This window comes from Bradyrhizobium campsiandrae (genome assembly GCF_014529705.1).
Taxonomy (GTDB): Bacteria; Pseudomonadota; Alphaproteobacteria; order Rhizobiales; family Xanthobacteraceae; genus Bradyrhizobium; species Bradyrhizobium campsiandrae.
In genome coordinates, this window is record NZ_JAANIH010000019.1 from 113,438 (window position 1) to 133,737 (window position 20,300).

At 63.7% G+C, this 20,300-nt stretch carries 23 protein-coding genes and 1 other RNA gene; 11 read left to right on the forward strand and 13 right to left on the reverse strand.

Features of this window, described 5'->3' with window-relative positions; genetic code table 11:
* Nucleotides 1-199 precede the first annotated feature (199 nt).
* Nucleotides 200-1,141 carry a tRNA (adenosine(37)-N6)-dimethylallyltransferase MiaA gene (gene miaA / locus G8O24_RS16490; RefSeq protein ID WP_188100992.1) on the reverse strand — a complete coding sequence of 314 codons (942 nt, stop codon included), beginning with the start codon at nt 1,139-1,141 and terminating at the stop codon, nt 200-202.
* 11 nt (nt 1,142-1,152) lie between these two features.
* Here miaA and serB point away from each other — a divergent pair, with 11 nt between their 5' ends.
* The gene (gene serB / locus G8O24_RS16495) at nt 1,153-2,058 is read left to right on the forward strand and encodes a phosphoserine phosphatase SerB (protein ID WP_188100994.1); all 906 of its coding nucleotides are present in this window, start codon (nt 1,153-1,155) and stop codon (nt 2,056-2,058) included.
* 133 nt (nt 2,059-2,191) lie between these two features.
* Here the strand turns inward: serB and G8O24_RS16500 are convergent, their stop codons facing one another.
* From G8O24_RS16500 to G8O24_RS16555, 12 genes are all read right to left on the reverse strand, one after another.
* Nucleotides 2,192-3,706, reverse strand: a complete 1,515-nt coding sequence (locus G8O24_RS16500; protein WP_188100996.1) for a Do family serine endopeptidase — start codon at nt 3,704-3,706, stop codon at nt 2,192-2,194.
* 142 nt (nt 3,707-3,848) lie between these two features.
* Nucleotides 3,849-4,055: a DUF2065 domain-containing protein gene (locus G8O24_RS16505; RefSeq protein WP_188100998.1), complete on the reverse strand. Its 207-nt coding sequence runs from the start codon at nt 4,053-4,055 to the stop codon at nt 3,849-3,851.
* Nucleotides 4,056-4,126: 71 nt separating this feature from the next.
* The gene (hflC, locus tag G8O24_RS16510) at nt 4,127-5,023 is read right to left on the reverse strand and encodes a protease modulator HflC (protein ID WP_188101000.1); all 897 of its coding nucleotides are present in this window, start codon (nt 5,021-5,023) and stop codon (nt 4,127-4,129) included.
* The gene (gene hflK, locus G8O24_RS16515; protein ID WP_188101002.1) at nt 5,020-6,153 is read right to left on the reverse strand and encodes an FtsH protease activity modulator HflK; all 1,134 of its coding nucleotides are present in this window, start codon (nt 6,151-6,153) and stop codon (nt 5,020-5,022) included. The genes hflC and hflK overlap by 4 nt, the downstream gene beginning before the upstream one ends.
* A 160-nt stretch (nt 6,154-6,313) precedes the next feature.
* The gene (locus G8O24_RS16520; RefSeq protein WP_188101044.1) at nt 6,314-6,829 is read right to left on the reverse strand and encodes a dihydrofolate reductase; all 516 of its coding nucleotides are present in this window, start codon (nt 6,827-6,829) and stop codon (nt 6,314-6,316) included.
* Nucleotides 6,829-7,314, reverse strand: a complete 486-nt coding sequence (locus G8O24_RS16525; RefSeq protein WP_188101004.1) for a GNAT family N-acetyltransferase — start codon at nt 7,312-7,314, stop codon at nt 6,829-6,831. The genes G8O24_RS16520 and G8O24_RS16525 overlap by 1 nt, the downstream gene beginning before the upstream one ends.
* An 88-nt stretch (nt 7,315-7,402) precedes the next feature.
* Nucleotides 7,403-8,197, reverse strand: coding sequence for a thymidylate synthase (locus G8O24_RS16530; RefSeq protein WP_188101006.1), 795 nt, complete (start codon nt 8,195-8,197; stop codon nt 7,403-7,405).
* 171 nt (nt 8,198-8,368) lie between these two features.
* On the reverse strand, nt 8,369-9,349 hold the full coding sequence (locus tag G8O24_RS16535) for a tripartite tricarboxylate transporter substrate binding protein BugD (RefSeq protein ID WP_188101008.1): 981 nt from the start codon (nt 9,347-9,349) through the stop codon (nt 8,369-8,371).
* Between the two features lie 137 nt (nt 9,350-9,486).
* Nucleotides 9,487-11,001 carry a tripartite tricarboxylate transporter permease gene (locus G8O24_RS16540; protein WP_188101010.1) on the reverse strand — a complete coding sequence of 505 codons (1,515 nt, stop codon included), beginning with the start codon at nt 10,999-11,001 and terminating at the stop codon, nt 9,487-9,489.
* Nucleotides 11,002-11,008: 7 nt separating this feature from the next.
* Nucleotides 11,009-11,773 carry a tripartite tricarboxylate transporter TctB family protein gene (locus G8O24_RS16545; protein ID WP_188101012.1) on the reverse strand — a complete coding sequence of 255 codons (765 nt, stop codon included), beginning with the start codon at nt 11,771-11,773 and terminating at the stop codon, nt 11,009-11,011.
* Nucleotides 11,774-11,865: 92 nt separating this feature from the next.
* The gene (locus tag G8O24_RS16550) at nt 11,866-12,396 is read right to left on the reverse strand and encodes a chromate transporter (protein ID WP_188101014.1); all 531 of its coding nucleotides are present in this window, start codon (nt 12,394-12,396) and stop codon (nt 11,866-11,868) included.
* Nucleotides 12,393-12,998 carry a chromate transporter gene (locus G8O24_RS16555; protein ID WP_188101016.1) on the reverse strand — a complete coding sequence of 202 codons (606 nt, stop codon included), beginning with the start codon at nt 12,996-12,998 and terminating at the stop codon, nt 12,393-12,395. Before G8O24_RS16555 ends, G8O24_RS16550 begins: the two co-directional genes overlap by 4 nt.
* Before the next feature lie 95 nt (nt 12,999-13,093).
* On the opposite strand from G8O24_RS16555, the gene ssrA reads away from it, so the two are divergent.
* The 10 genes from ssrA (at nt 13,094) to G8O24_RS16605 (ending at nt 20,258) form a co-directional block, all read left to right on the forward strand.
* Nucleotides 13,094-13,460: a transfer-messenger RNA gene (gene ssrA, locus G8O24_RS16560) on the forward strand.
* 113 nt (nt 13,461-13,573) lie between these two features.
* A complete protein-coding gene (locus G8O24_RS16565) occupies nt 13,574-14,092 on the forward strand; it encodes an SspB family protein (protein ID WP_188101018.1) in 519 nt (172 codons plus the stop codon).
* 89 nt (nt 14,093-14,181) lie between these two features.
* Nucleotides 14,182-15,609 carry a class II fumarate hydratase gene (gene fumC, locus G8O24_RS16570; protein WP_188101019.1) on the forward strand — a complete coding sequence of 476 codons (1,428 nt, stop codon included), beginning with the start codon at nt 14,182-14,184 and terminating at the stop codon, nt 15,607-15,609.
* A 288-nt stretch (nt 15,610-15,897) separates the two neighbouring features.
* Entirely contained in the window at nt 15,898-16,086 is a 189-nt protein-coding gene (locus G8O24_RS16575; protein ID WP_188101021.1) for a DUF4169 family protein, read from the forward strand.
* The gene (locus G8O24_RS16580; protein WP_128950354.1) at nt 16,083-16,337 is read left to right on the forward strand and encodes a ribbon-helix-helix domain-containing protein; all 255 of its coding nucleotides are present in this window, start codon (nt 16,083-16,085) and stop codon (nt 16,335-16,337) included. The genes G8O24_RS16575 and G8O24_RS16580 overlap by 4 nt, the downstream gene beginning before the upstream one ends.
* Nucleotides 16,338-16,450: 113 nt before the next feature.
* Nucleotides 16,451-16,726 (forward strand): FeoA family protein, encoded by a 276-nt coding sequence (locus G8O24_RS16585; RefSeq protein WP_188101023.1) that lies wholly within the window; start codon nt 16,451-16,453, stop codon nt 16,724-16,726.
* A gap of 30 nt (nt 16,727-16,756) precedes the next feature.
* Entirely contained in the window at nt 16,757-18,628 is a 1,872-nt protein-coding gene (gene feoB / locus G8O24_RS16590) for a ferrous iron transporter B (RefSeq protein ID WP_188101025.1), read from the forward strand.
* Nucleotides 18,629-19,028: 400 nt separating this feature from the next.
* A complete protein-coding gene (locus G8O24_RS16595) occupies nt 19,029-19,292 on the forward strand; it encodes a DUF6959 family protein (protein WP_188101027.1) in 264 nt (87 codons plus the stop codon).
* A 217-nt stretch (nt 19,293-19,509) separates the two neighbouring features.
* Complete coding sequence (locus tag G8O24_RS16600; protein WP_188101028.1) at nt 19,510-19,851, forward strand: hypothetical protein; 342 nt, start codon at nt 19,510-19,512, stop codon at nt 19,849-19,851.
* A gap of 2 nt (nt 19,852-19,853) precedes the next feature.
* Nucleotides 19,854-20,258, forward strand: a complete 405-nt coding sequence (locus tag G8O24_RS16605) for a barstar family protein (RefSeq protein WP_244645874.1) — start codon at nt 19,854-19,856, stop codon at nt 20,256-20,258.
* Nucleotides 20,259-20,300 lie beyond the last annotated feature (42 nt).

A 20,300-nucleotide genomic window follows, 5' to 3' on the forward strand; every position in this document is an offset into this window, starting at 1 on the left:
CCTGGGTACGACGGCGATAAGGAGTTTGGTAATAATGTTGCGCATGGTAGATGCTCGGCTTCCCAAAGGTTGCGCGAAACATAACGACCAAAGCCTCGATGTCAAGGCAAAGCGGCCGTTCCCGCGCGATTTTGGCAGTGTAGCGGTGTTCCCGGGGTTCGGCGAGAGGTAAAATCGGGAACTCGGGCACAAAAGTGCGTCAGCGGGGGTCCGGCGCAGCTCTGAGGGCCGCCGCAAGCCATCCCCTCGCCTCTTCCGGCTTCACCCATTCGAACTCCGGCAGTTGGTGCCGGAACCATGTGAACTGCCGCTTGGCGTAGTGGCGGGTATCCGCGCGGCCGATCACTGAGGCCTCCTCCAGACTGAGCTCGCCGCGCAGATGCCTGATCAGGGCCGGCACGCCATGAGGCTTCATTGCCGGTAACAGCGGATCGAGGCCACGAGTTGCGAGCTGCCCGACCTCTTCGAGCGCGCCGGCGCGTAGCATGGTGTCGAAGCGGGCGTCGATGCGGGCGTAGAGCTCATCACGCTCGGGATCGAGAAAGACCGCGCGATAACTGTCCTTGGGCAGCAGCGGCGGTTGGCCCTCCTGATGCCAGTCGAGCAGCGAGCGGCCAGTCGCCTCGATCACTTCGAGCGCGCGCGCGATCCGAGTACGGTCGCGCAGGTTCAACCGCTCGGCCGCGCGTGGATCGCGCCGCGCCAGTTCCGCATGCAGCGCCTCGACGCCATTCCGCTCCAGCCGTGCGCGCACGCTTTCGCGCACCTCGGCCGGGATCGGGGGCACGACCGAGAGGCCCGCCGTCAGCGCCTTGAAATAGAGCCCTGTCCCACCGATTAAGATCGGCAGACGGCCTTCGGCATGGGCCTCTTCCAACGACTTCGCGGCATCGGTCACCCACGCCCCGGCCGAGAAATTCACGGCCGCATCGACATGACCGTAGAGGCGATGCGGAACGCGCGCCTCTTCGCCTTCCGTAGGACGTGCCGTGATGATGCGGAGGTCGCGATAGACCTGCATGGAATCGGCATTGATGACCACGCCTCGCGTTCTGAGGGCAAGCTCCAGCGCCAGCGCCGACTTGCCGCTGGCGGTCGGGCCTGCGATAAGCACGGCCTTGATCGGATGCCCCTCGCTCACGAAAACCTCAAATGTCTCTCGTCGCCACGCTGGTCTGCAACCCCAACAATCCCGCGCTCGATAGCACCATCGTCGACGGTGCCCGCGCCGTGCTGCCGAAGGCGCAACCGGCGCATTGGCTGTTCGACGGGGTTGCGGTCGATATTCCCTTCGGTGCGCAGGATAACCTCGGAGGCGACCGTCACGCCATCGAGCAGCGGCTGCGCGAGCTTCGCGGCGATCTGCCCGTCGACATCGTCGTGCAGCCTGCCGGCTTCCGGCGCAAGAAGCTTTTTCTCGCCGACATGGATTCCACCATGATTGGCGAGGAATGCATCGACGAGCTCGCCGATCTCGTCGGGATGAGGGCCCATGTCGCCGCGATCACCGAACGCGCGATGCGCGGCGAGATCGAGTTCGAGCCGGCGTTGCGCGAGCGCGTCGCGCTGCTGAAGGACCTCCCCGCCAGCGTCGTCGACGAGGTGCTGGCCAAGCGCATCACGCTGACCCCGGGCGGCCGCGAATTGGTCGCCACCATGCGCGCGCACGGCGCCTATACGTGCCTCGTCTCCGGGGGCTTCACGCTGTTCACCAGCGCGGTCGCCGCGAGAATCGGCTTTCAGGAGAACCGCGCCAACGAACTCGTCGTGCGCGACGGCAAATTCACCGGCGAGGTGAAGGAGCCGATCCTCGGGCGCGCGGCCAAGCTCGCGACACTGGTGGATCTGATAGAATCGTTCGATCTCGACGACGTCGACTCGCTCGTCGTCGGCGACGGCGCCAATGATCTGGCGATGATCCAGGCGGCGGGCCTCGGCGTGGCGTATCATGCGAAGCCGGCGGTGGCTGCTAGCGCGGCGGCGCGGATCGACTACGGCGATCTCACTGCGCTGCTGTATGCGCAGGGGTATCGGCGGGACGAGTTCGTGGAGGCTTAGTCTCCCCGGCGACACGCGCCGCAATCGGAGGGTGGGCAAAGTCGCACTTGCGCCGTGCCCACCACTCCTCACGATAGCGGACGGATGGTGGGCACGCTTCGCTTTGCCCACCCGAGATACGACAGTACCGCGACTACTGCACGCTCAGCGCCACGAAGCGCAGCTCGCCGTCGCCGTTCGACACCAGCAGCAGTGCGGACTTCTTGCCGTCCTTCCTGATCTGATCGACGCGCTTCTGGACGTCGGCGCCGCTGGATACGGCTTCCTGCGCGACCTCGACGATGACGTCGCCGGCGGAGAGCCGCTTCTCGGCAGCATCCGAATTCGCATCGACATTGGTGACGACCACGCCCTTGACGCTGTCCTTGATCTTGTAGCGCGCACGCAGATCCTTGTTCAGAACGGCGAGGTCGAGACCGAGCGCCTTCTGCGTCACCAGCTTCTCCGGCGCCGGCTCGTCGGTCTTCACCGCCGCCTGCACCTTGTCCGGATCCTGCAGGCGGCCAAGCGTGACCTTCTTGGTCTGCTCCTCGCCCTTGCGGATGACGACGACGTCGACCTCCTTGCCGACCGCGGTGTCGGCGACGACGCGGGACAGGTCCTTCGGGTCCTTGACGTCCTTGCCGTCGAACTTGACGACGACGTCGCCGGGCTCGATGCCGGCGGGCTTGGCCGGGCCCTTGTCGTCGACGCCGGCCACCAGCGCGCCGCGCGCCGGCTTGATGTTGAGGCTCTCGGCGATTTCGTCGGTGACGCTCTGGATGCGCACGCCAAGCCAGCCGCGTCGCAATTCGCCGAACTGACGGAGCTGGTCGACGACACCCGCGACCGTCTTCGACGGCACGGCAAAGCCGATGCCGATCGAGCCGCCCGAGGGCGAGATGATCAGCGTATTGACGCCGATGACGTCACCTTCGAGGTTGAACAGCGGACCACCCGAATTGCCGCGATTGATGGCAGCGTCGGTCTGGATGTAGCTGTCATAAGGGCCCGAGGAGATATCGCGGTTCTTGGCCGAGACGATGCCCGCCGTCACGGTGCCGCCGAGGCTGAAGGGGTTGCCGATCGCGACCACCCAGTCACCCAGACGCAGCTTGTCGCTGTCGCCGAACTTCACCGCGATCAACGGCTTCGGCGGCTTGAACTTCAGGACGGCGAGGTCGGTCTTCTTGTCGACGCCGACGAGGTCGGCCTTGATCTTGGTGCCGTCGTTGAGGATGACGTTGATCTCGTCGGCATCCGCGATGACGTGGTTGTTGGTCACGACCACACCGGAGGTGTCGATGATGAAGCCGGACCCTAGCGAATTGGTCTTGCGCGGGGGGCCATTGTCGCCGCCCTTGCTGCCGCCGCCGGGTCCCTTGCGGTTCTTGAAGAAGTCGTCGAAGAACTCCTCGAAGGGCGAGCCCGGGGGCAGCTGCGGCATGGTGTTGCTGCCGCCCTTGGCCTCGACCGTCTGCGAGGTCGAGATGTTGACGACCGCGTCGATGACCTTTTCCGCAACGTCGGCGATGCCCTCCGGCCCGCGTGCATGAACCGGCGATCCGAACGCAGCGAAGGTGCCGAGCGCGAGCGCGGCCAGCCCAGATCGGACGCCAAATCGCGCGCGATGACGCAAGCGGGTCGGGGCAATGGTGGCAGCCGTCATTGTGATCTCCAGAGAAAAAGATTCGGCGCCAGACTGCGCTCGAACGGGGGCACGGCGCAAGCGCGGAGCTTAACGGGCCTCAAGATGCCGATAATACGGCGAAAACCCGCCTCGCGCCTTCACTTTGGCGTTGGCTCTGCAACTAGATCGGGCGTCGCATCACCCAGATCAGGATCAGGCCGGCCACAGCCGAGCCAATTCCGACCGCCCGCAAGATATTGTCCGGTGTGGCGATGGCGCTTTTCATGGCCTTGCGCATCCAGGCCGGACTAGCCGCAAACATCAAGCCTTCCAGCACGAACAGGATGCCCAAGCCGATGAGGAAGTCGGCGAACGCAATGGACCTCATCGGATTGGAACCTCCCGGTGTGCTGTTCTTGTCTGGACGAAGGGCGGCAAACCTCCCGCCCCTTGTCTAGCTTACGGTTTCGCCGGTGTCTCGGCCGCCGTCTTGCCGGACGGGTTACCAAAATACCGGAAGAAATCCGAGTCCGGCCGCAGCAAATAGCGGGTGTCGTCCTTCTTCAGCCCGGTCTCATAGGCCGTCATCGACCGGTAGAAGGCGAAGAAGTCAGCATCCTTGCCATAGGCCTCGGCGAACAGGCGGTTGCGCTCGGCATCACCTACGCCGCGCGTCTGTTCGGCCTGGGAGTTCGCGTCGGCAATGATGACCGTGACGTCGCGGTCAGCCTTTGACTTGATCTCCTGGGCCTTCTGGGCGCCCTGCGCGCGGAACTCAGCCGCCTCACGCTGGCGTTCGGACTTCATCCGGTCGTAGACAGCCTGGCTATTCTGCTCCGGCAGATCGGCGCGGCGAATGCGGACGTCGACGACCTCGATGCCGTAACCACCGGCCTCGCGGTCGAGTTGCTCGCGGATGCGCCCCATCAGCTTTTCGCGTTCGTCGCGCACCACGGTGATGAAGGTGACCTCGCCGAGCACGCGGCGCAGCGCCGCGTTCAGGAGCGAGGTGAGCTGGAGGTTGGCCGCCTGGATCGAGCCGACGCTCTGATAGAAGCGCAGCGCGTCCTTGATGCGGTAGCGCGCAAAGGCGTCGACCACCAGCCGCTTCTGGTCGGAGGCAATGACCTCCTGCGACGGGTTCTCGAGATCCAGGATCCGCTTGTCGATGTTGATCACGGAGTTCCAGGGCGCCTTGAAGTGCAGCCCGGGGTCGGTGACGACGTCAACCGGCGCGCCGAATTGCAGCACGATGGTCTGCTCGGTCTGCTGCACCGTGAACAACGACATGTAGCCGACGATCACCACCAGAAGCGCCGCAAGCAGCGCGACAATGCCAGTCACGGGAGACCTCATCTTGTGCCTCCGCTCGGCAACTGGCCTGGCGTCGGCCGCTTGGCCGACAATTCATTGAGCGGCAAATAGGGCACAACGCCCTGGCCGGACGGGCCTCCGTCGTAGATCAGCTTGTCCGAGCCGCCGAGCACGCGCTCCATCGTCTCCAGATAGATCCGTTCACGCGTCACGTCGGGCGCCTTCTTGTATTCCTCGTATACTTTCAGGAAGCGCGCGCTCTGGCCCTTGGCCTCGGCGACCGCCTGCTCCTTGTAGCCTTCGGCTGCTTGCAGGATCTGCGCAGCTTTGCCGCGCGCCTCCGGCACGACCTTGTTGGCATAGGTCTGTGCTTCGTTCGACAGCTGCTCGAGATTGGCGCGTGCCGCCTGCACGTCGCGGAACGCATCGATGACCTGCGCCGGCGGATCGACCTTCTGCATCTGCACCTGGGTGATCTGGACGCCGGCGCCGTAGCCATCGAGCGTCTTCTGCATCAAATCCTGCACGGTGGTCTCGGTCTGCGTCCGCGCGCCGGTCAAGATCGGTTGGATCTCGGAGCGTCCGATCACCTCGCGCATTGCGCTTTCGGCAACCGCCTTCACCGTGCCCTCGGGGTTCTGGATGTTGAACAGGAAATTGCCGACGCCGTTGGGCTTGATGCGCCACAGCACGGTGAAGTCGACGTCGACGATGTTCTCGTCGCCGGTGAGCATCAGGCTCTCTTCCGGCACGTCGCGGATCGAGCGGCCGCGGCGGGCCGGATCGTCGATCAGCGTCATGCCGATGGAAATGGTGGACACGCGCAGCGCTTTCGGCAGCAGCACTGTCTCGATCGGATAGGGCAGATGATAGTTCAGGCCAGGGTCAACGGTGCGGACATGTTTGCCGAAGCGTAGCACGACGCCCTGCTCTTCGGACTGCACGCGAAAGAAGCCCGACAGCAGCCAGAGCGCGACGACGATGAGCAGGATCAGCGTGATGCCGATGCCGGAGAAATAGCCGCCCGGCATGATCTGCTGGAGCCGGTCCTGGCCACGCCGCAGAAGGTCTTCCAGATCCGGCGGCCTCGGCCCGACCGGTTGCGGGCCTGTGCCCCATGGTCCTTTCGGACCCGAGCCCCAAGGGCCACCGCCCTGATTCTTCCACGGCATTCGACGCTCTCCTCGGCAGACCGGGACTAGAACTAAAGCCGGCCCGCATTGTCCGGTCCGGCTTTATAGGGGACCGAAGGGGCCCTTACAACGCAAGCCTGACCGTCTCACGAGCTATGCTCGGGGGCGGAAAAGTCAATGTAAACATTGGCGAATGGAGTTAATGGGACGGCCGCCGACGATATGTCACATAGGAGAAATCGGCGCTGTCGTCGGGCCCAGCCGGATGGCGGACGCGGCTTGTTTCGTTCCATTGCGCCTTGTCGATCGCAAAATGCGTGTCGCCGTCTGGGCGCGCATGCACTTCGGTGATCTCGAGGCGGTCGGCGCGATCGAGCCATTGGCGGTAGATTTCGGCACCGCCGATCACCGCGATTTCAGCGGCTGAACGCCGCAGCGCATCGCCGAGCGCAACCGCGTAGGCGTCCGCCGCCGATGTCGTGACGATGACGCCGGCGGCGCGGTAGTCAGCATCGCGCGTGATCACGATATTGGTGCGGCCAGGCAGCGGCCGGCGGCCGGGCAAGGATTCAAAAGTCTTGCGCCCCATGATCACGGGCTTGCCTGTTGTGAGCGCCTTGAACCTCGCCATGTCGGATTTCAACCGCCACGGGATCGCGCTGCCGGCCCCGATGATGCCGTTCTCCGCAATCGCGACGACGAACACGATCTCCATCACGACTTGCCTCCCGCGAGCCGCGTCAGCGCATGACCCGAGACGCGGCACAGCGTCCAGTCATCCAGCATCACGGCGCCGAGCGATTTGTAGAACGCGATCGATGGCGCGTTCCAGTCGAGCACCGCCCATTGCAGGCGTGACCAGCCGTTGTCGACACATTCCTTCGCCAGATAGACCAGCAGCGCCCTGCCGAGACCTTTGCCCCGATGCGACGGCCGTACATACAGATCTTCCAGATAGATGCCGTAGCGGCCGCTGAAGGTCGAGAAGTTCAGGAACCAGACCGCGAAGCCGACCGGCTCGCCGTTCCAACAGGCAATCGCGCAAAACAGCCGGGGATCCTGGCCGAACAAGGCGTCAGCAATGTCCGCCTCGGTCGCCTCGACTTCGTGCGAGAGCTTTTCGTACTCGGCAAGCTCGCGGACGAAATCAAGAACGAGCCCGGCTTCACCGGGATGCGGGCGGCGAATGCTGAGCGACATCGCTTTAAAGTACCCGCATGATCACCGCGCAAACGCGTTCCGCGTTTGTCGCGAGGGAAAACCGCTGCACACTTTTCCGGATCATGCGTTAGACCGCGACGTCCGCCTTGATATGCGGATGTGGATCGTAACCCACGAGCTCGAAATCCTCGTAACGGAAGGAGAAGATGTCCTTCACGTCGGGATTGATCCGCATCACCGGCAGCGGGCGCGGCGCGCGCGTGAGCTGGAGCCGCGCCTGCTCCACATGGTTGGAATAAAGATGCGTGTCGCCGAACGAATGCACGAAGTCGCCGGGCTTGAGGCCCGTGACCTGCGCCACCATCATGGTGAGCAGCGCGTAGGAGGCGATGTTGAAGGGCACGCCGAGGAACACGTCAGCCGAGCGCTGGTAGAGCTGGCACGATAGTTTTCCGTTGGCGACGTAGAACTGGAACAGGCAGTGACAGGGCGGCAGCGCCATCTTGTCGACCTCGGCCGGATTCCAGGCCGAGACGATCAGGCGGCGCGAGTCCGGATTGCGCTTGATCATGTCGACGACGCCTGCGATCTGGTCGATGCTGCGTCCATCCGGCGCCGGCCAGGAGCGCCATTGATGGCCGTAGACCGGGCCGAGATCGCCATTGGCATCCGCCCATTCGTCCCAGATGGTGACGCCATTGTCCCTGAGATATTTGATGTTGGTGTCGCCCTTCAGGAACCACAGCAACTCGTGCACGATCGCCTTCAGCGGCAGCCGCTTGGTGGTCAGCATCGGGAAGCCGGCGGACAGATTGAAGCGCATCTGATGGCCGAACACCGACAGCGTGCCGGTGCCGGTGCGGTCGGTCTTCTCGGCGCCGTCTGAAAGAATCCGCTCGAGCAGGTCCTGATACTGGTGCATGTGCGATTTGGCCTTTGGGGAGGCGGTGAACTTACCGGCCACCCCCGTGCTGTGACAGCGGCGATTCGCTGCGCCCACAGATTATACAAGGAAAAGGTGACCCTTCCCGGCTCAAACGACAAGGGGCGGAACTCGCGTCCAGCCCCTCGCCTATCGGCTTGATTGTGCTGCTTAACTTGCCGGCTTGAGCACCGGGGTCCACTTCGCGATCTCGGATTTGACGAGCGCGGCCAACGCCTGCGGCGTCCGGTCGGCAGGACGGGGAATGACGCTGCCGAGCTCGAGCAGCCGCTTCTTCACGGTCTCGTCGTCGAGCGCTTTGACCGCGGCGGCGTTCAGGCTCGCCAGGATCGCGGGCGAGGTTCCCTTGGGCGCGAACATGGCGTTCCAGGCCTGGGCCTGGAAGGTCGGAAGGCCGGCTTCCGCCGTCGTCGGCACGTCCGGCAGCGACGGATTGCGCTCCGGGGTCGCGATCGCATAGGCCTTGATGGTGCCGGCGTTGATCTGCGGCACGGCGTTGACGATCTGGTCGCACATGTAATCGACCTGTCCCGCCACCAGCGCGTTCATCGCAGGCCCGGTGCCGTTGAAGGGCACGCCGACAGGTTTGACGTCGAGGATGGAGTGCAGGAGTTCGCAGGACACGTGCGAGACCGAGCCGACGCCGGCATGCGCGGCATTCACCTTCTCGGCGTTGGCTTTCACGTAAGTCACGAACTCCTTGAGGTCCTTCGGTGGGAAATCCTTGCGCGCCAGGATCAGGATCGGCGTGCCCGCGAGCAGCGCGATCGGCTCGAAGTCTTTCTCGGGATGATAGGCGAGCTTCGGATAGAGCGGCACGGATGCGGCGTGCGTGCCCATATGCCCGGTGATCAGCGTATAGCCGTCATTGGCCGCACGCGCGGCGCGCGTGGTCGCGGTGGTGCCGCCGGCGCCGACCACGTTCTCGATGATGATGCTCTGTCCAAGCGTCTGCGCCATGTGGCCGGTGACGATGCGCGAAATCACGTCGGTGGGACCGCCGGCTGCGAACGGCACGATCATGGTGATGCTGCGCGTCGGATAGGTCTGCGCCTCGCTGGTTGCGACAAAGCCGCACAGCGATGCCACCACGGCAGCGCATGCGCCCGCGAGCGCGCGAATCGACGTCATCTCGATTGTCTCCGACATCAACAAAAATGCCGGCCACACGGGCCGGCATTTTCATCTCACGAAGAGGTCACGCCAGTCGATTGGACTTCCGAATGCGGCGCGCCGACGCGTGACACACCGACGCAGGCGGGCTGCGATCAGTTCTCGGATTCGGTGAACACCTCATCGCGCTTGGCGCGCAACACGGGGAGCACCGTGAGCACCAGCAGGAAGGCCGCAATCGCGAGCAGCACGGCCGAGAGTGGACGCGTCAGGAACACGCTCCAATCTCCGCGCGAGATCAGCAATGCGCGGCGCAGGTTCTCCTCCATCAGCGGACCAAGCACCATGCCGAGCAGCAGCGGCGCCGGCTCGAAATCGTGCTTGATCAGCCAATAGCCGACCAGGCCGAACACGCCGGCGAGGATGACGTCGACCGGTGCGTTGTTCACCGAGTAGATGCCGATCGCGCAGAAGATCACGATCGAGGGGAACATCAGCCGGTACGGCACGCGCAGCAGGCGGACCCAGATGCCGACCAGCGGCAGGTTGATGATGATCAGCATCAGATTGCCGATCCACATCGAGGCGATCATGCCCCAGACGAGATCCGGCTGCTTCTGCATCACCTGCGGACCCGGCACGATGCCGTGGATGGTCATCGCACCCACCATCAGCGCCATCACCGCGTTCGGCGGAATGCCGAGGGTGAGCAGCGGGATGAAGGAGGTTTGCGCGGCCGCGTTGTTGGCGCTTTCCGGCGCCGCCACGCCCTCGATCGCGCCGCGGCCGAACCGCGACGGGTTCTTGGCGAGCTTCTTCTCGAGCGTGTAGGCCGCGAACGAGGCTATGACGGCGCCGCCGCCGGGCAGGATGCCGAGGATCGAGCCGAGGATGGTGCCGCGCAGGATCGGCGGCGTCGAGTCGATCAGGTCCTTCCTGGTCGGCATCAGGCCGGTGATCTTCTGCTGCACCAGATCGCGATTCATCTCGGCACCGGCGTCGAGATTGCGGATGATCTCCGCAAAGCCGAACACGCCCATCGCCACCGTTGCAAAGCCGAGACCATCGGCAAGCTCCGGAATGTTGAAGGCCATGCGCGAGGCGCCGGTCTCGATGTCCGAGCCGACCATCGACAGCAACAGGCCGAACACGATCATCGCGATCGCCTTCAGCACCGAGCCCTTGGCGAGCACGACGGCAAAGATCAGGCCGAGCACCATCAGCGAGAAATATTCCGCCGGGCCGAATGCGAGCGCGAGTTTCGTCAGCGGCGCGCCAAGCACGGCAATGAGCACGGTCGCGACACAGCCGGCGAAGAACGAGCCGATCGCCGCGATCGCCAGCGCCGGGCCGGCGCGGCCCTGCTTGGCCATCGCGTGACCGTCGATGGCGGTGACGACCGAGGTCGCTTCACCTGGAATGTTGACCAGGATCGAGGTGGTCGAACCGCCATACTGCGCGCCGTAATAGATGCCGGCGAGCATGATCAGCGCGCCGACCGGTGGCAGTCCGAAGGTGATCGGCAGCAGCATCGCGACGGTAGCGATCGTGCCGATACCCGGCAGCACGCCGACCAGCGTGCCGACGAGCGCGCCGATCAGGCACATCAGAAGGTTGATCGGAGAGAAGGCGACGGCAAAGCCGTGAGCGAGGTTGGCAAAAAGCTCCATGACAGCCTCACTGAGCCAGGAAACGCGGGAACATCGGCATGGGCAGGCCGAGCACGTAGGGGAAAAGCAGCGCACAGCCGATCGTCAGACAGATGCCGACGATGGCCGCCTCCAGCCAGCGCGTTTCATGCGATCCCAGCGCCGCAATCATGAAGCTGACGAAGGCCGAGACGACGAGGCCCAGCGGACGGATGGCCAGCGCGAAGAACAGAATCGCGCACATTACGAACAGCGGCCCGCGCCACGCATAATGTGCCAGCGCCGGTCCCTCGTTCAGAAGGCCGGTCAGGGCGATGCCGGCGGACAAGGCCACCAGCAACCCGCCGAACATGCGCGGTGCCGTGCCAGCGCCAAAGGAGAAGCCGCGCATGCCCTGCAAATCGCTCGAGGCCCACAGCGCGAACAGCGCGAGCGCCATCAGGATGACGCCGCCGATATAATCCTGCGCCGATTTGATCGTCATGAATAGCGTGACGATCGCCACCGCAAACAGCGGATAGGAATAGATCAGTGCCAGCAGAACGTCCGAGGACGCCTTCTTGGTCTCACCGCCGATCGCGCCAAGCAGCGCAGCGGGTGCGCCGGCGACCAGCGCCGTGGCGTGGCTGATCAGGACCGTGGCAGGCCCACGCCCGGCGCCCCAGCCAAAGACCGTTCCAATCGACCAGATGAATTCGAAAATCTGCGGCGCAACGGCCAGCAGGCAGAAGCCGAGCGCCACCGATGTGTTTCTGGTGGCGGTCGCTGCCGAGTGGCCCATTGTATCGGCCATGCATGTCTCCTCCGCGACCCGTAAGTCACGAGCACTGTTGTTCTATCGGCTGGAAGGGATCCCCGGCCCGGATCATTGCCTAGCGATTTTCATCACACAATGCCAGCAAAACCCAACAAGCCCCCGGCGAGCAGAAGCCACAGCGGATTGACGCGCGAGACGGAGGCAACCATTGCAACCGTCGCGGTCAGAAGCAGCCCAGCAATGGTGCGATCGGTCGATTGAGCGAGGATCAAGGCACTCGCCGCCATCAATCCGATCGACAGCGGAACCAGTGCAGCCTGGATCAGGCCCGGCCAGCGCGACTGGCTCGGCCGGTTCAGCAGCCGGCTGACATAATAGGCAAGCAGCGCGGTCGGCAGGCACATCGCCAGCGTTGCCGCAAGCGCACCGGGAATGCCGGCGAAGGCATAGCCGATTAACGTAACGATAAGCACGTTCGGACCTGGCGAGAGCTGCGCAATGGCGTAGGCATCCGCGAATTGCTTGTCGGTCATCCAGTGATGCACCTCGACCGCGATGCGGTGCATCTCGGGCACTGCGGCCGCAGCGCCGCCGACCGCGAACAACGACATTAGACCAAAGGTGGAGATCAGCGCCCAGATCGGGTTCTCGCTGCTCATGCTGCTACCTTCCGTCGCATCAGATAGGTGACGCCAATGCTGAGCGGGATCGCGACCAGCAGCACCGCCTGAAGCGGCAGGCGCAGCACGCCGATCGCCGTGAACACGCCGAGCATCAGGACGAGCACGACAACGTCCATACGCTTGAGCAGCGGCGTCATCATTCGGAACACCACGGCGATCAAGAGACCGACCGCAGCGCAGGAGATGCCTGCGAGACTCCGGCGCAGCACTTCGACATCGCCGAAGCGGGCGTAGATGATCGCAAGCACGGTCATGATCAGCGTCGGCGGCAGCAACAGGCCGGTGAAGGCGGCAACGCCGCCGGCGATGCCGCGCAAACGCGAGCCGAACACCATCGACAGATTGACGATGTTGGGCCCGGGCAGGAAGTGGCAGAGTGCGAAGGTCTCATTGAACTCGTCCGCCGTCATCCAGCGGTGCTGGTCGACGATGGCATGCCTTGCAAACACAAGAACGCCGCCAAAGCCGGCCAGCGACATCCGGGCGAAGGCCAGGAACAGTGCGGCGAGGCCGGGCGGGCCGGTGCGGCTGGCGGGAACATCCGGCTCTTGGGCGGCCGGTGCGGAATCCGTGGACATGTCAGCAGCTTAGAACGCCCCCCGCGGCGTGGCCAAGGTCAGGCCGAAGAGCATCCCGGACCTATCCAAAGGGAACCGGCCCCTTCCGCTCGAAACCCCTGTTTTTTGAAACCTTTACCCCCTATATTGGGGGTGCCGGTTCGCCGGCTATGGAAATAAACGGTCGTCGCAATAAACCATTCGGACCCGGGGGCGGTACCCGGCGCCTCCACCAAAGCCCACCAATGGGCTCACCCGAGAGCGGGCTTTGGCGGGGGCGAAATAGGATCGACGAGGGCGTAAAGGGCGTGCTTTTTCCCGGTATTGTTCCGCCGTTATCGGGCTACTGCAATAGTTGCCAACGACAACTTTGCTCCGGTTGCTCAGGCTGCGTAACGCAGTTTGAAAGACCACTTTAAAGTCCTAACGGGTTAAGCTCCGTTAGGCGGGGTTCGGAGGCACCTGGCAACAGAAGCCTCCACTTACCTTGATTTCCTTTCCGGCGGGGACTCCTGCTGACCCGTCAGGCGCGGTACTATTGCGGCTTGGCGAGTCGGGCCGGCAGGGCCCGTCTCCTGGAATGCAACAGGACCACCATGGCGACCGATCACATCCGATACGACGTGCTGGCGAGCGAGGCGATGCGCGGCGTGGTCAAGAAAGTGCTGACCGATGCCGCGGCCCAGGGCCTGCCCGGCGAGCACCATTTCTTCATCACTTTCGTATCGAAGGCCGAGGGCGTGAAGCTATCGAGCCGGCTGCTCGCCCAATATCCTGAAGAGATGACGATCATCCTCCAGCATCAGTTCTGGGACCTGACCGTGCTTGAGGACCGCTTCGAGGTCGGCCTGTCGTTTGGCGGCATTCCGGAGCGGCTGGTGGTGCCGTTCAGCGCCATCAAGAGCTTCCTCGATCCCTCCGTGAAATTCGGCCTCCAGTTCGACACCTCCGATGTCGCCGAAGTGGCCGGCGAGACTTTGCCGGCCGCCCCTGCCCCGTCAGCTGTCGCGGTGCCTGCACCTGCCGCAGAGCCCGCGGAGACCGTGGAAGAACCCACCCCGCCGAACCAGGGCGGTGCCGAAGTCGTGCGGCTCGATCGTTTCCGCAAGAAATGATCTAGGTTGGCCGCGAGACCATCGCGCCTGACCAGACTCCCTATATAGATGAGCACATGAAGAGGCCGTGCGGCGTTTCGCGCGGCGGAATGGATGTGCTCATGGCCAAAGCTGCGAAGACTGCCCGCCCCGCCACCCGCGTCGAGACCGACAGCTTTGGTCCGATCGAGGTCCCTGCCGATCGCTATTGGGGAGCGCAGACCGAACGCTCACGCCAGAATTTCCGCATCGGCATCGATCGCATGCCGATCTCGCTGGTGCATGCGCTCGGCATCGTCAAGCTTGCGGCCGCACAGTCCAATCTCGAGCTCGGCCTGCTCGACAAGCGCAGAGCCGGCGCGATCATCCGCGCCGCGCATGAGGTGATCGACGGCAAGCTCGACGATCATTTCCCGCTGGTGGTGTGGCAGACCGGCTCGGGCACCCAGAGCAACATGAACCTCAACGAGGTGATCGCCAACCGCGCCAACGAGCTGCTCGGCGGCGAGCTCGGCGCCAAGAAGCCGGTGCATCCGAACGATCACGTCAACATGAGCCAGTCGTCGAACGATAGCTTTCCGACCGCGATGCATATCGCAGCCGCAAGCCGCATCACCGCCGATCTGGTCCCCGCCCTCGGCGAGTTGCATCGCGCGCTGCGCAAGAAGGAGAAGGAGTTCGCCAAGATCGTGAAGATCGGCCGCACCCATACCCAGGATGCGACGCCGCTGACGCTCGGCCAGGAATTTTCCGGCTATGCCGCGCAGGTCGAGAGCGGCATCGCGCGGCTCAAGGTCGCGGTGAAGGATCTCTATCCCTTGGCGCAGGGCGGCACCGCGGTCGGCACCGGCCTCAATTCCAAGCCGCGCTTTGCCAAGCTGTTTGCAAAGCACGTCACCGGGATTACGAGACTGCCCTTCACCAGCGCCGCCAACAAATTCGAGGCACTGGCCTCGAACGACGCCTATGTGCTGGCGCACGGCGCCATCAATTCCGTCGCGACAGGCCTGTTCAAGATCGCCAACGACATCCGCCTGCTGGGATCGGGCCCGCGCTCGGGCCTTGGCGAATTGATCCTGCCGGAGAACGAGCCGGGCTCCTCGATCATGCCGGGCAAGGTCAATCCAACCCAGTGCGAGGCGATGACCATGGTGTGCTGCCAGGTGTTCGGCAATCACACCGCCATCACGGTCGCCGGCAGCCAGGGCCATTTCGAGCTCAACGTCTACAAGCCCGTTCTGGCCTACAATATGCTGCACTCGATTCGCCTGATGGCGGACGCCGCGCGCTCCTTCACCGAGCATTGCGTCAGCGGCATCCGTGCCGACCAGAAGCACATCAAGGAGCTGATGGAGCGTTCGCTGATGCTGGTGACCGCCCTGGCGCCGAAGATCGGTTACGACAACGCCGCCAAGGTGGCCAAAACCGCGCATGCCAACGGCACGACGCTGAAGGAGGAGGCGCTGCGGCTCGGCTTCGTCTCCGGCGACGAATTCGACCGCCTGGTGCAGCCGGAGAAGATGACAAGACCCGGGTGAATTCCGAATTCCGATAGTGATCCGTAATGATACGGAGGCGGAAAGCTCCATAATTGTAAGGCTTAAAGGACAGGATTTGATTACCGTCAATGTGGCGGCGGAGGCGCATGCTACGCAAGGTCCACCTGCCCCCCCCCCTGACGGGGCGAATTCATCGTTTGATGGCCTTTGGGGCCGATTGACGAGGACGAGCGAATGACGACGATCAAGTCTTGTGGGGCGCAATGCTGCGCCCTGTTTGTGAATGAAACATCCTGCCCGAAAAGGATCGGGTGATGGAGACGCGGCATGGGGAACGTCATCAACCTGAATCGTTTCAGGAAGCGCGCCGAGCGGGAAGCCTCGGCGAAGCAGGCGGACGCCAACCGAACGAAGTTCGGCCGCACGAAGGCCGAGCGATCGGCGCAGGAGAAGCAGGCGGACCAGGCGAAGGCGCATCTGGACCAGCATCGGATCGATCGCGAGGACCAGCCATGAAGTCGCCCGTCGTGAAGCGCTCGATCGTGGTCGCCGGTCACAAGACCAGCGTCAGCCTGGAAGAGGCATTCTGGAACGGCATGAAAGAGATTTCGGGCCTGCGCAACATGACGCTGTCCGAGCTCGTCGGCGAGATCGACGGCGCCCGCCAGCAGGGCAATCTGTCCTCGGCGATCCGCCTGTTCGTGCTCGACTACTTCAAGAGCCGCGCCATGGCCGCGATGCAGCCGGACAAGGTCCCGGCGCAGTAGCGCCGGGGCAGGCCGCCCACGCCTTCGTGATCTGCACTTTAAAATCCCTCTAAGGTGCAGTTTCTACGGGCGTGCGTGCTTGACCTCCATGCCCCGCGTTGAAAATACAGGGCATGACCGATCTCAATGAGACGCGCCGCATGATGCCGCTGGGCTTGGCCCGGCGCGGATATGCCGGCGTCATTCAGCACCTGTCCGCCAAGGACGCGGGCTCGGCGCTCTCGGACGTCGAGCTCGAGAGCCGCTTGATCGAACTTGGCTTCGTCGAGGGCGCCCGGGTCGAGGTCCTGCACGAGGGCCTGGTCGGGCGCGACCCGATCGCCGTGCGGGTCGACAACATCACCATCGCGGTGCGCCGCCGCGAGGCCATGGCCATCGTGGTCGCCTGAAGCCAAGCCCCGCGACCGGATATCCGATCCATGGAATTACCTCTTCTGCATCTGGCACTGGTGGGCACGCCGAACAGCGGCAAGACGTCGCTGTTCAACGCCCTGACCGGCAGCCGGCAGAAGGTCGCGAACTATCCGGGCGTCACCGTCGAGCGCAAGGAAGGTTTCTTCGTCACGCCGTTGGGGCGCCAGGTTTCGGTGGTGGACCTGCCCGGCACCTATTCGCTGCGCGGCCGCAGCCCGGACGAGGAGATCACCCGCGACTTCGTGCTCGGCAAGGCCTCCGGCGAGACCGTGCCCGACCTCGTGCTGTGCGTGGCGGACTCGACCAATCTGCGCCTGACCATCCGCCTGCTGCTGGAGCTCAAGCGCACCGGCCGGCCGATGATCCTCGTCCTCAACATGTTCGACATCGCGAGCCGCCGCGGCATCACCGTCGACGTGGAGCGGCTCGCCAAGGAGCTCGGCGTGCCCGTGGTCACCTCGATCGCGGTGCGCAAGGGCGGCACGGCCGACCTGCTGGCGCTGACCGACGAGATCTCGGCAAAACTCGCCGCCGAGCCGCAGGACAACAGCTGGCGCGCGCTCAGCGTCGCCGAGCTGCGCGCCACCCAGCGCGAGGCCGACCGCATCATCGCCGATTGCGTCAGCCTGCCGGCGCGGCCCGACACGTTGACCGCGCGGATCGACGCGGTGGTGCTGCACCCGGTCGGCGGCCTGATCGTGCTCGCGGCGATCCTGTTCGTGATGTTCCAGGCGGTGTTCGCCTGGGCGCAGCCGCTGATGGAGCTGCTGCAATCCGGCTTCGATGCGCTCGGCGAGCTCGTGCACGCCACCCTGCCCGCCGGCCTGCTGCAGAGCTTCCTGCAGAACGGCGTGATCTCGGGCGTCGGCAGCGTCATCGTGTTCCTGCCGCAGATCATCATCATCTTCCTGTTCATCCTGCTCCTGGAAGATTTCGGCTACATGGCGCGCGCCGCGTTCCTGATGGACCGCATCATGGGCGGCGCCGGCCTGCACGGCCGCGCCTTCATCCCGCTGCTGTCGAGCTTTGCCTGCGCCATTCCCGGCATCATGGCGACGCGCGTCATCGACAACAAGCGCGACCGGCTGACCACGATCCTGATCGCGCCGCTGATGACCTGCTCGGCGCGCATCCCGGTCTACACGCTGATCATCTCGGCCTTCATTCCGGCCAGGGACGTCTGGGGCTTCATCAATCTGCAGGGCCTCGTGATGTTCGGCCTCTACGCGGCCGGCATCACCAGCGCGCTCATCGTCTCGTTCCTGATCAAGTTCTTCATGCTGCGCGACTATGCACCGGCGCCCTTCATGCTGGAGCTGCCCGACTACAAGGTGCCCCGGCTGAAGTCGATCGCGATCGGCATCTTCACCCGCGCAAAAATGTTCCTGCAGCGCGCCGGCACCACGATCTTCTCGATGATGGTGCTGATCTGGTTCCTGGCCTCGTTCCCGCAGCCGCCGGCAGGCGCGACCGAGCCCGCGATCGACTTCAGCCTGGCGGCCATCATCGGCAAGGCGATCGCGCCGCTGCTCGCCCCGGTCGGCTTCAACTGGCAGATCGCGGTCGCGCTGATCCCCGGCATGGCGGCGCGCGAGGTCGCGGTCGCGGCCCTCGGCACCGTCTATGCGATCGAGGGCGGCAAGGAAGCCGCCGAGCAGATCGGCCAGGTGCTGGCGACCAAATGGTCGCTCGCCACCGCGCTGTCGATGCTGGCCTGGTACATCTTCGCCCCGCAATGCGCCTCCACCCTCGCCGTGATCAGGCGCGAGACCGGAAGCTGGACCTGGATGGCCGTGACCTTCAGCTACATGCTGATGCTGGCCTATGCCGCGAGCCTTCTGACCTACAACGTGGCCGTCGCGCTCGGCGCCGGTTAGGCCGTTTCGAAACGAACGGACTAAAACAACCCCATGCACAGTAGACGAGGTGCGTGGAATCAAGGGCTTGGCCCGAGCAAAAGGCCTCCGCGCCCGGAATTCGGAAAATCCGTTGACGCGTCGGGCAAAACACTGGCATGATGCGATCATCGGATGCCCCGGTCATCCTGCTGAATGGCCCGCCTCGCGGGTTGTTTCCCCGGTCGCCCTCGCCACGTTCCCTAGCGAGGCAACGGCCGCGTGTACCTTGTGGCAAGAACGACTATGTTTTCTAACTCAACCTGCTCGCGGCGAACTGGCGCAGAGCAGACATTGCGTGCACTGCGATTACAAGACCCCGACAGAGGGGTAGTTCGTCCGAATGAGCCATCCATCACGTTCACACCGCAGTGAGAAAGCCATGGCTGAGCAAGTTGATCTTCTGAGTGCGCCGATAAACTTTGCGGTTGTGCAGCTACCAGAGCGAAATTTTCCGGGTGTGGTCGTGCAGGGGGACACTTTGCACTCCATGTTGCGGCAGGTTGAGCGGATGAAACAGTTACTTGCTGAGCGAGACCTTCAGGAGCTTTCGGACGAAATCGAAGACATTGGCGAACAGCTACTCGGCGCGCAAACGCACTTTGAGCGAATCTGCATGGAGCGGGGCATTAAATTGCCGTACTAACAGCTCGTAGGATGGGTTGAGCCGTTGCGAAACCCATCTCGTCCGTCACCGTTCTCCCTCATCGTGGCCGTCAAAGATCGATCGCCCACCGGGAACGCGTTGCAACGATACGCAATCATAGCGCGACGCCGGCAAGCAAATGCGATAGGTTTCGCAAGGCTCGACCGCATCCTATAGGCTAACATGATTTCATGGTCTCAACCTGATGGAGGCAAAGGTGCATGCCAGTCTCGAACGGAAATGGCTAGAGGCGCGTGAGCGGATGCGTCGACGCGTGGATGCGGTTTTTTGGCAAGAGCTTGCCGTATCGTTACCCGAAAGGGATCGATACGTTGCTTGGATACTGGACCACATCGTTAAGCAAGAGTATCTGGCTGCTCTTGGCGACGAGTGGACAGTTTGGCGCGAAGATAAGGACGGAAAGTACGTTCCGGTCGAGCGCAATCTCTCCTATGTTGAAGCGCAATCCCTGTTAAAGGAGCTCAACGGCGGTGGAACGAATGTCCACTACTGGTACGGACCGCAGGTTGAGACCAGCTCGGCAAGAACGACGTTGTGACGATGCGCGGTCATGACGCAACGTTACCACCAAACAATGCGACGGGTTTCGCAAGGGCTCAACCCATCGTACCGGCCGCCGCCGTAACTGGGAATGTCATGCGGATAATTGAACTCAACGCAAGCAGTTGGCGCACGTGGCGCGACTTTTACGATGCACTTCTTGCTGCGCTGGGCGCGCCGGAAGGACATGGTCGCAATTTGAACGCTCTCATTGATTCCATGGTCTGGGCAGGCATGAACGCTGTCGAAGCTCCGTATACATTCCGCATTTCTGGAGGAGAAGAGCTGTCCAGAGATATGATCGCCGAGATCGATGAGATAAGTCGCGCCATCGCCGCAGCCTGCGAAGAACGCCGCGCGTTGGGTCGTGGTGACGTAGAAATCGGCTTTGAGATTACCTCCTGACCCTGGAGATGACTTATCAATGATATTATGGCGACAGTCCTG

Bases quoted from the DNA above. Each gene is read 5' to 3' on its own strand.
- serB (WP_188100994.1), top strand. From the start codon at position 1,153: ATGTCTCTCGTCGCCACGCTGGTCTGCAACCCCAACAATCCCGCGCTC.
- G8O24_RS16500 (WP_188100996.1), bottom strand. From the start codon at position 3,706: ATGACGGCTGCCACCATTGCCCCGACCCGCTTGCGTCATCGCGCGCGA.
- G8O24_RS16505 (WP_188100998.1), bottom strand. From the start codon at position 4,055: ATGAGGTCCATTGCGTTCGCCGACTTCCTCATCGGCTTGGGCATCCTG.
- hflC (WP_188101000.1), bottom strand. From the start codon at position 5,023: ATGAGGTCTCCCGTGACTGGCATTGTCGCGCTGCTTGCGGCGCTTCTG.
- hflK (WP_188101002.1), bottom strand. From the start codon at position 6,153: ATGCCGTGGAAGAATCAGGGCGGTGGCCCTTGGGGCTCGGGTCCGAAA.
- G8O24_RS16520 (WP_188101044.1), bottom strand. From the start codon at position 6,829: ATGGAGATCGTGTTCGTCGTCGCGATTGCGGAGAACGGCATCATCGGG.
- G8O24_RS16525 (WP_188101004.1), bottom strand. From the start codon at position 7,314: ATGTCGCTCAGCATTCGCCGCCCGCATCCCGGTGAAGCCGGGCTCGTT.
- G8O24_RS16530 (WP_188101006.1), bottom strand. From the start codon at position 8,197: ATGCACCAGTATCAGGACCTGCTCGAGCGGATTCTTTCAGACGGCGCC.
- G8O24_RS16535 (WP_188101008.1), bottom strand. From the start codon at position 9,349: ATGACGTCGATTCGCGCGCTCGCGGGCGCATGCGCTGCCGTGGTGGCA.
- G8O24_RS16540 (WP_188101010.1), bottom strand. From the start codon at position 11,001: ATGGAGCTTTTTGCCAACCTCGCTCACGGCTTTGCCGTCGCCTTCTCT.
- G8O24_RS16545 (WP_188101012.1), bottom strand. From the start codon at position 11,773: ATGGCCGATACAATGGGCCACTCGGCAGCGACCGCCACCAGAAACACA.
- G8O24_RS16550 (WP_188101014.1), bottom strand. From the start codon at position 12,396: ATGAGCAGCGAGAACCCGATCTGGGCGCTGATCTCCACCTTTGGTCTA.
- G8O24_RS16555 (WP_188101016.1), bottom strand. From the start codon at position 12,998: ATGTCCACGGATTCCGCACCGGCCGCCCAAGAGCCGGATGTTCCCGCC.
- G8O24_RS16565 (WP_188101018.1), top strand. From the start codon at position 13,574: ATGGCGACCGATCACATCCGATACGACGTGCTGGCGAGCGAGGCGATG.
- fumC (WP_188101019.1), top strand. From the start codon at position 14,182: ATGGATGTGCTCATGGCCAAAGCTGCGAAGACTGCCCGCCCCGCCACC.
- G8O24_RS16575 (WP_188101021.1), top strand. From the start codon at position 15,898: ATGGGGAACGTCATCAACCTGAATCGTTTCAGGAAGCGCGCCGAGCGG.
- G8O24_RS16580 (WP_128950354.1), top strand. From the start codon at position 16,083: ATGAAGTCGCCCGTCGTGAAGCGCTCGATCGTGGTCGCCGGTCACAAG.
- G8O24_RS16585 (WP_188101023.1), top strand. From the start codon at position 16,451: ATGACCGATCTCAATGAGACGCGCCGCATGATGCCGCTGGGCTTGGCC.
- feoB (WP_188101025.1), top strand. From the start codon at position 16,757: ATGGAATTACCTCTTCTGCATCTGGCACTGGTGGGCACGCCGAACAGC.
- G8O24_RS16595 (WP_188101027.1), top strand. From the start codon at position 19,029: ATGGCTGAGCAAGTTGATCTTCTGAGTGCGCCGATAAACTTTGCGGTT.
- G8O24_RS16605 (WP_244645874.1), top strand. From the start codon at position 19,854: ATGCGCGGTCATGACGCAACGTTACCACCAAACAATGCGACGGGTTTC.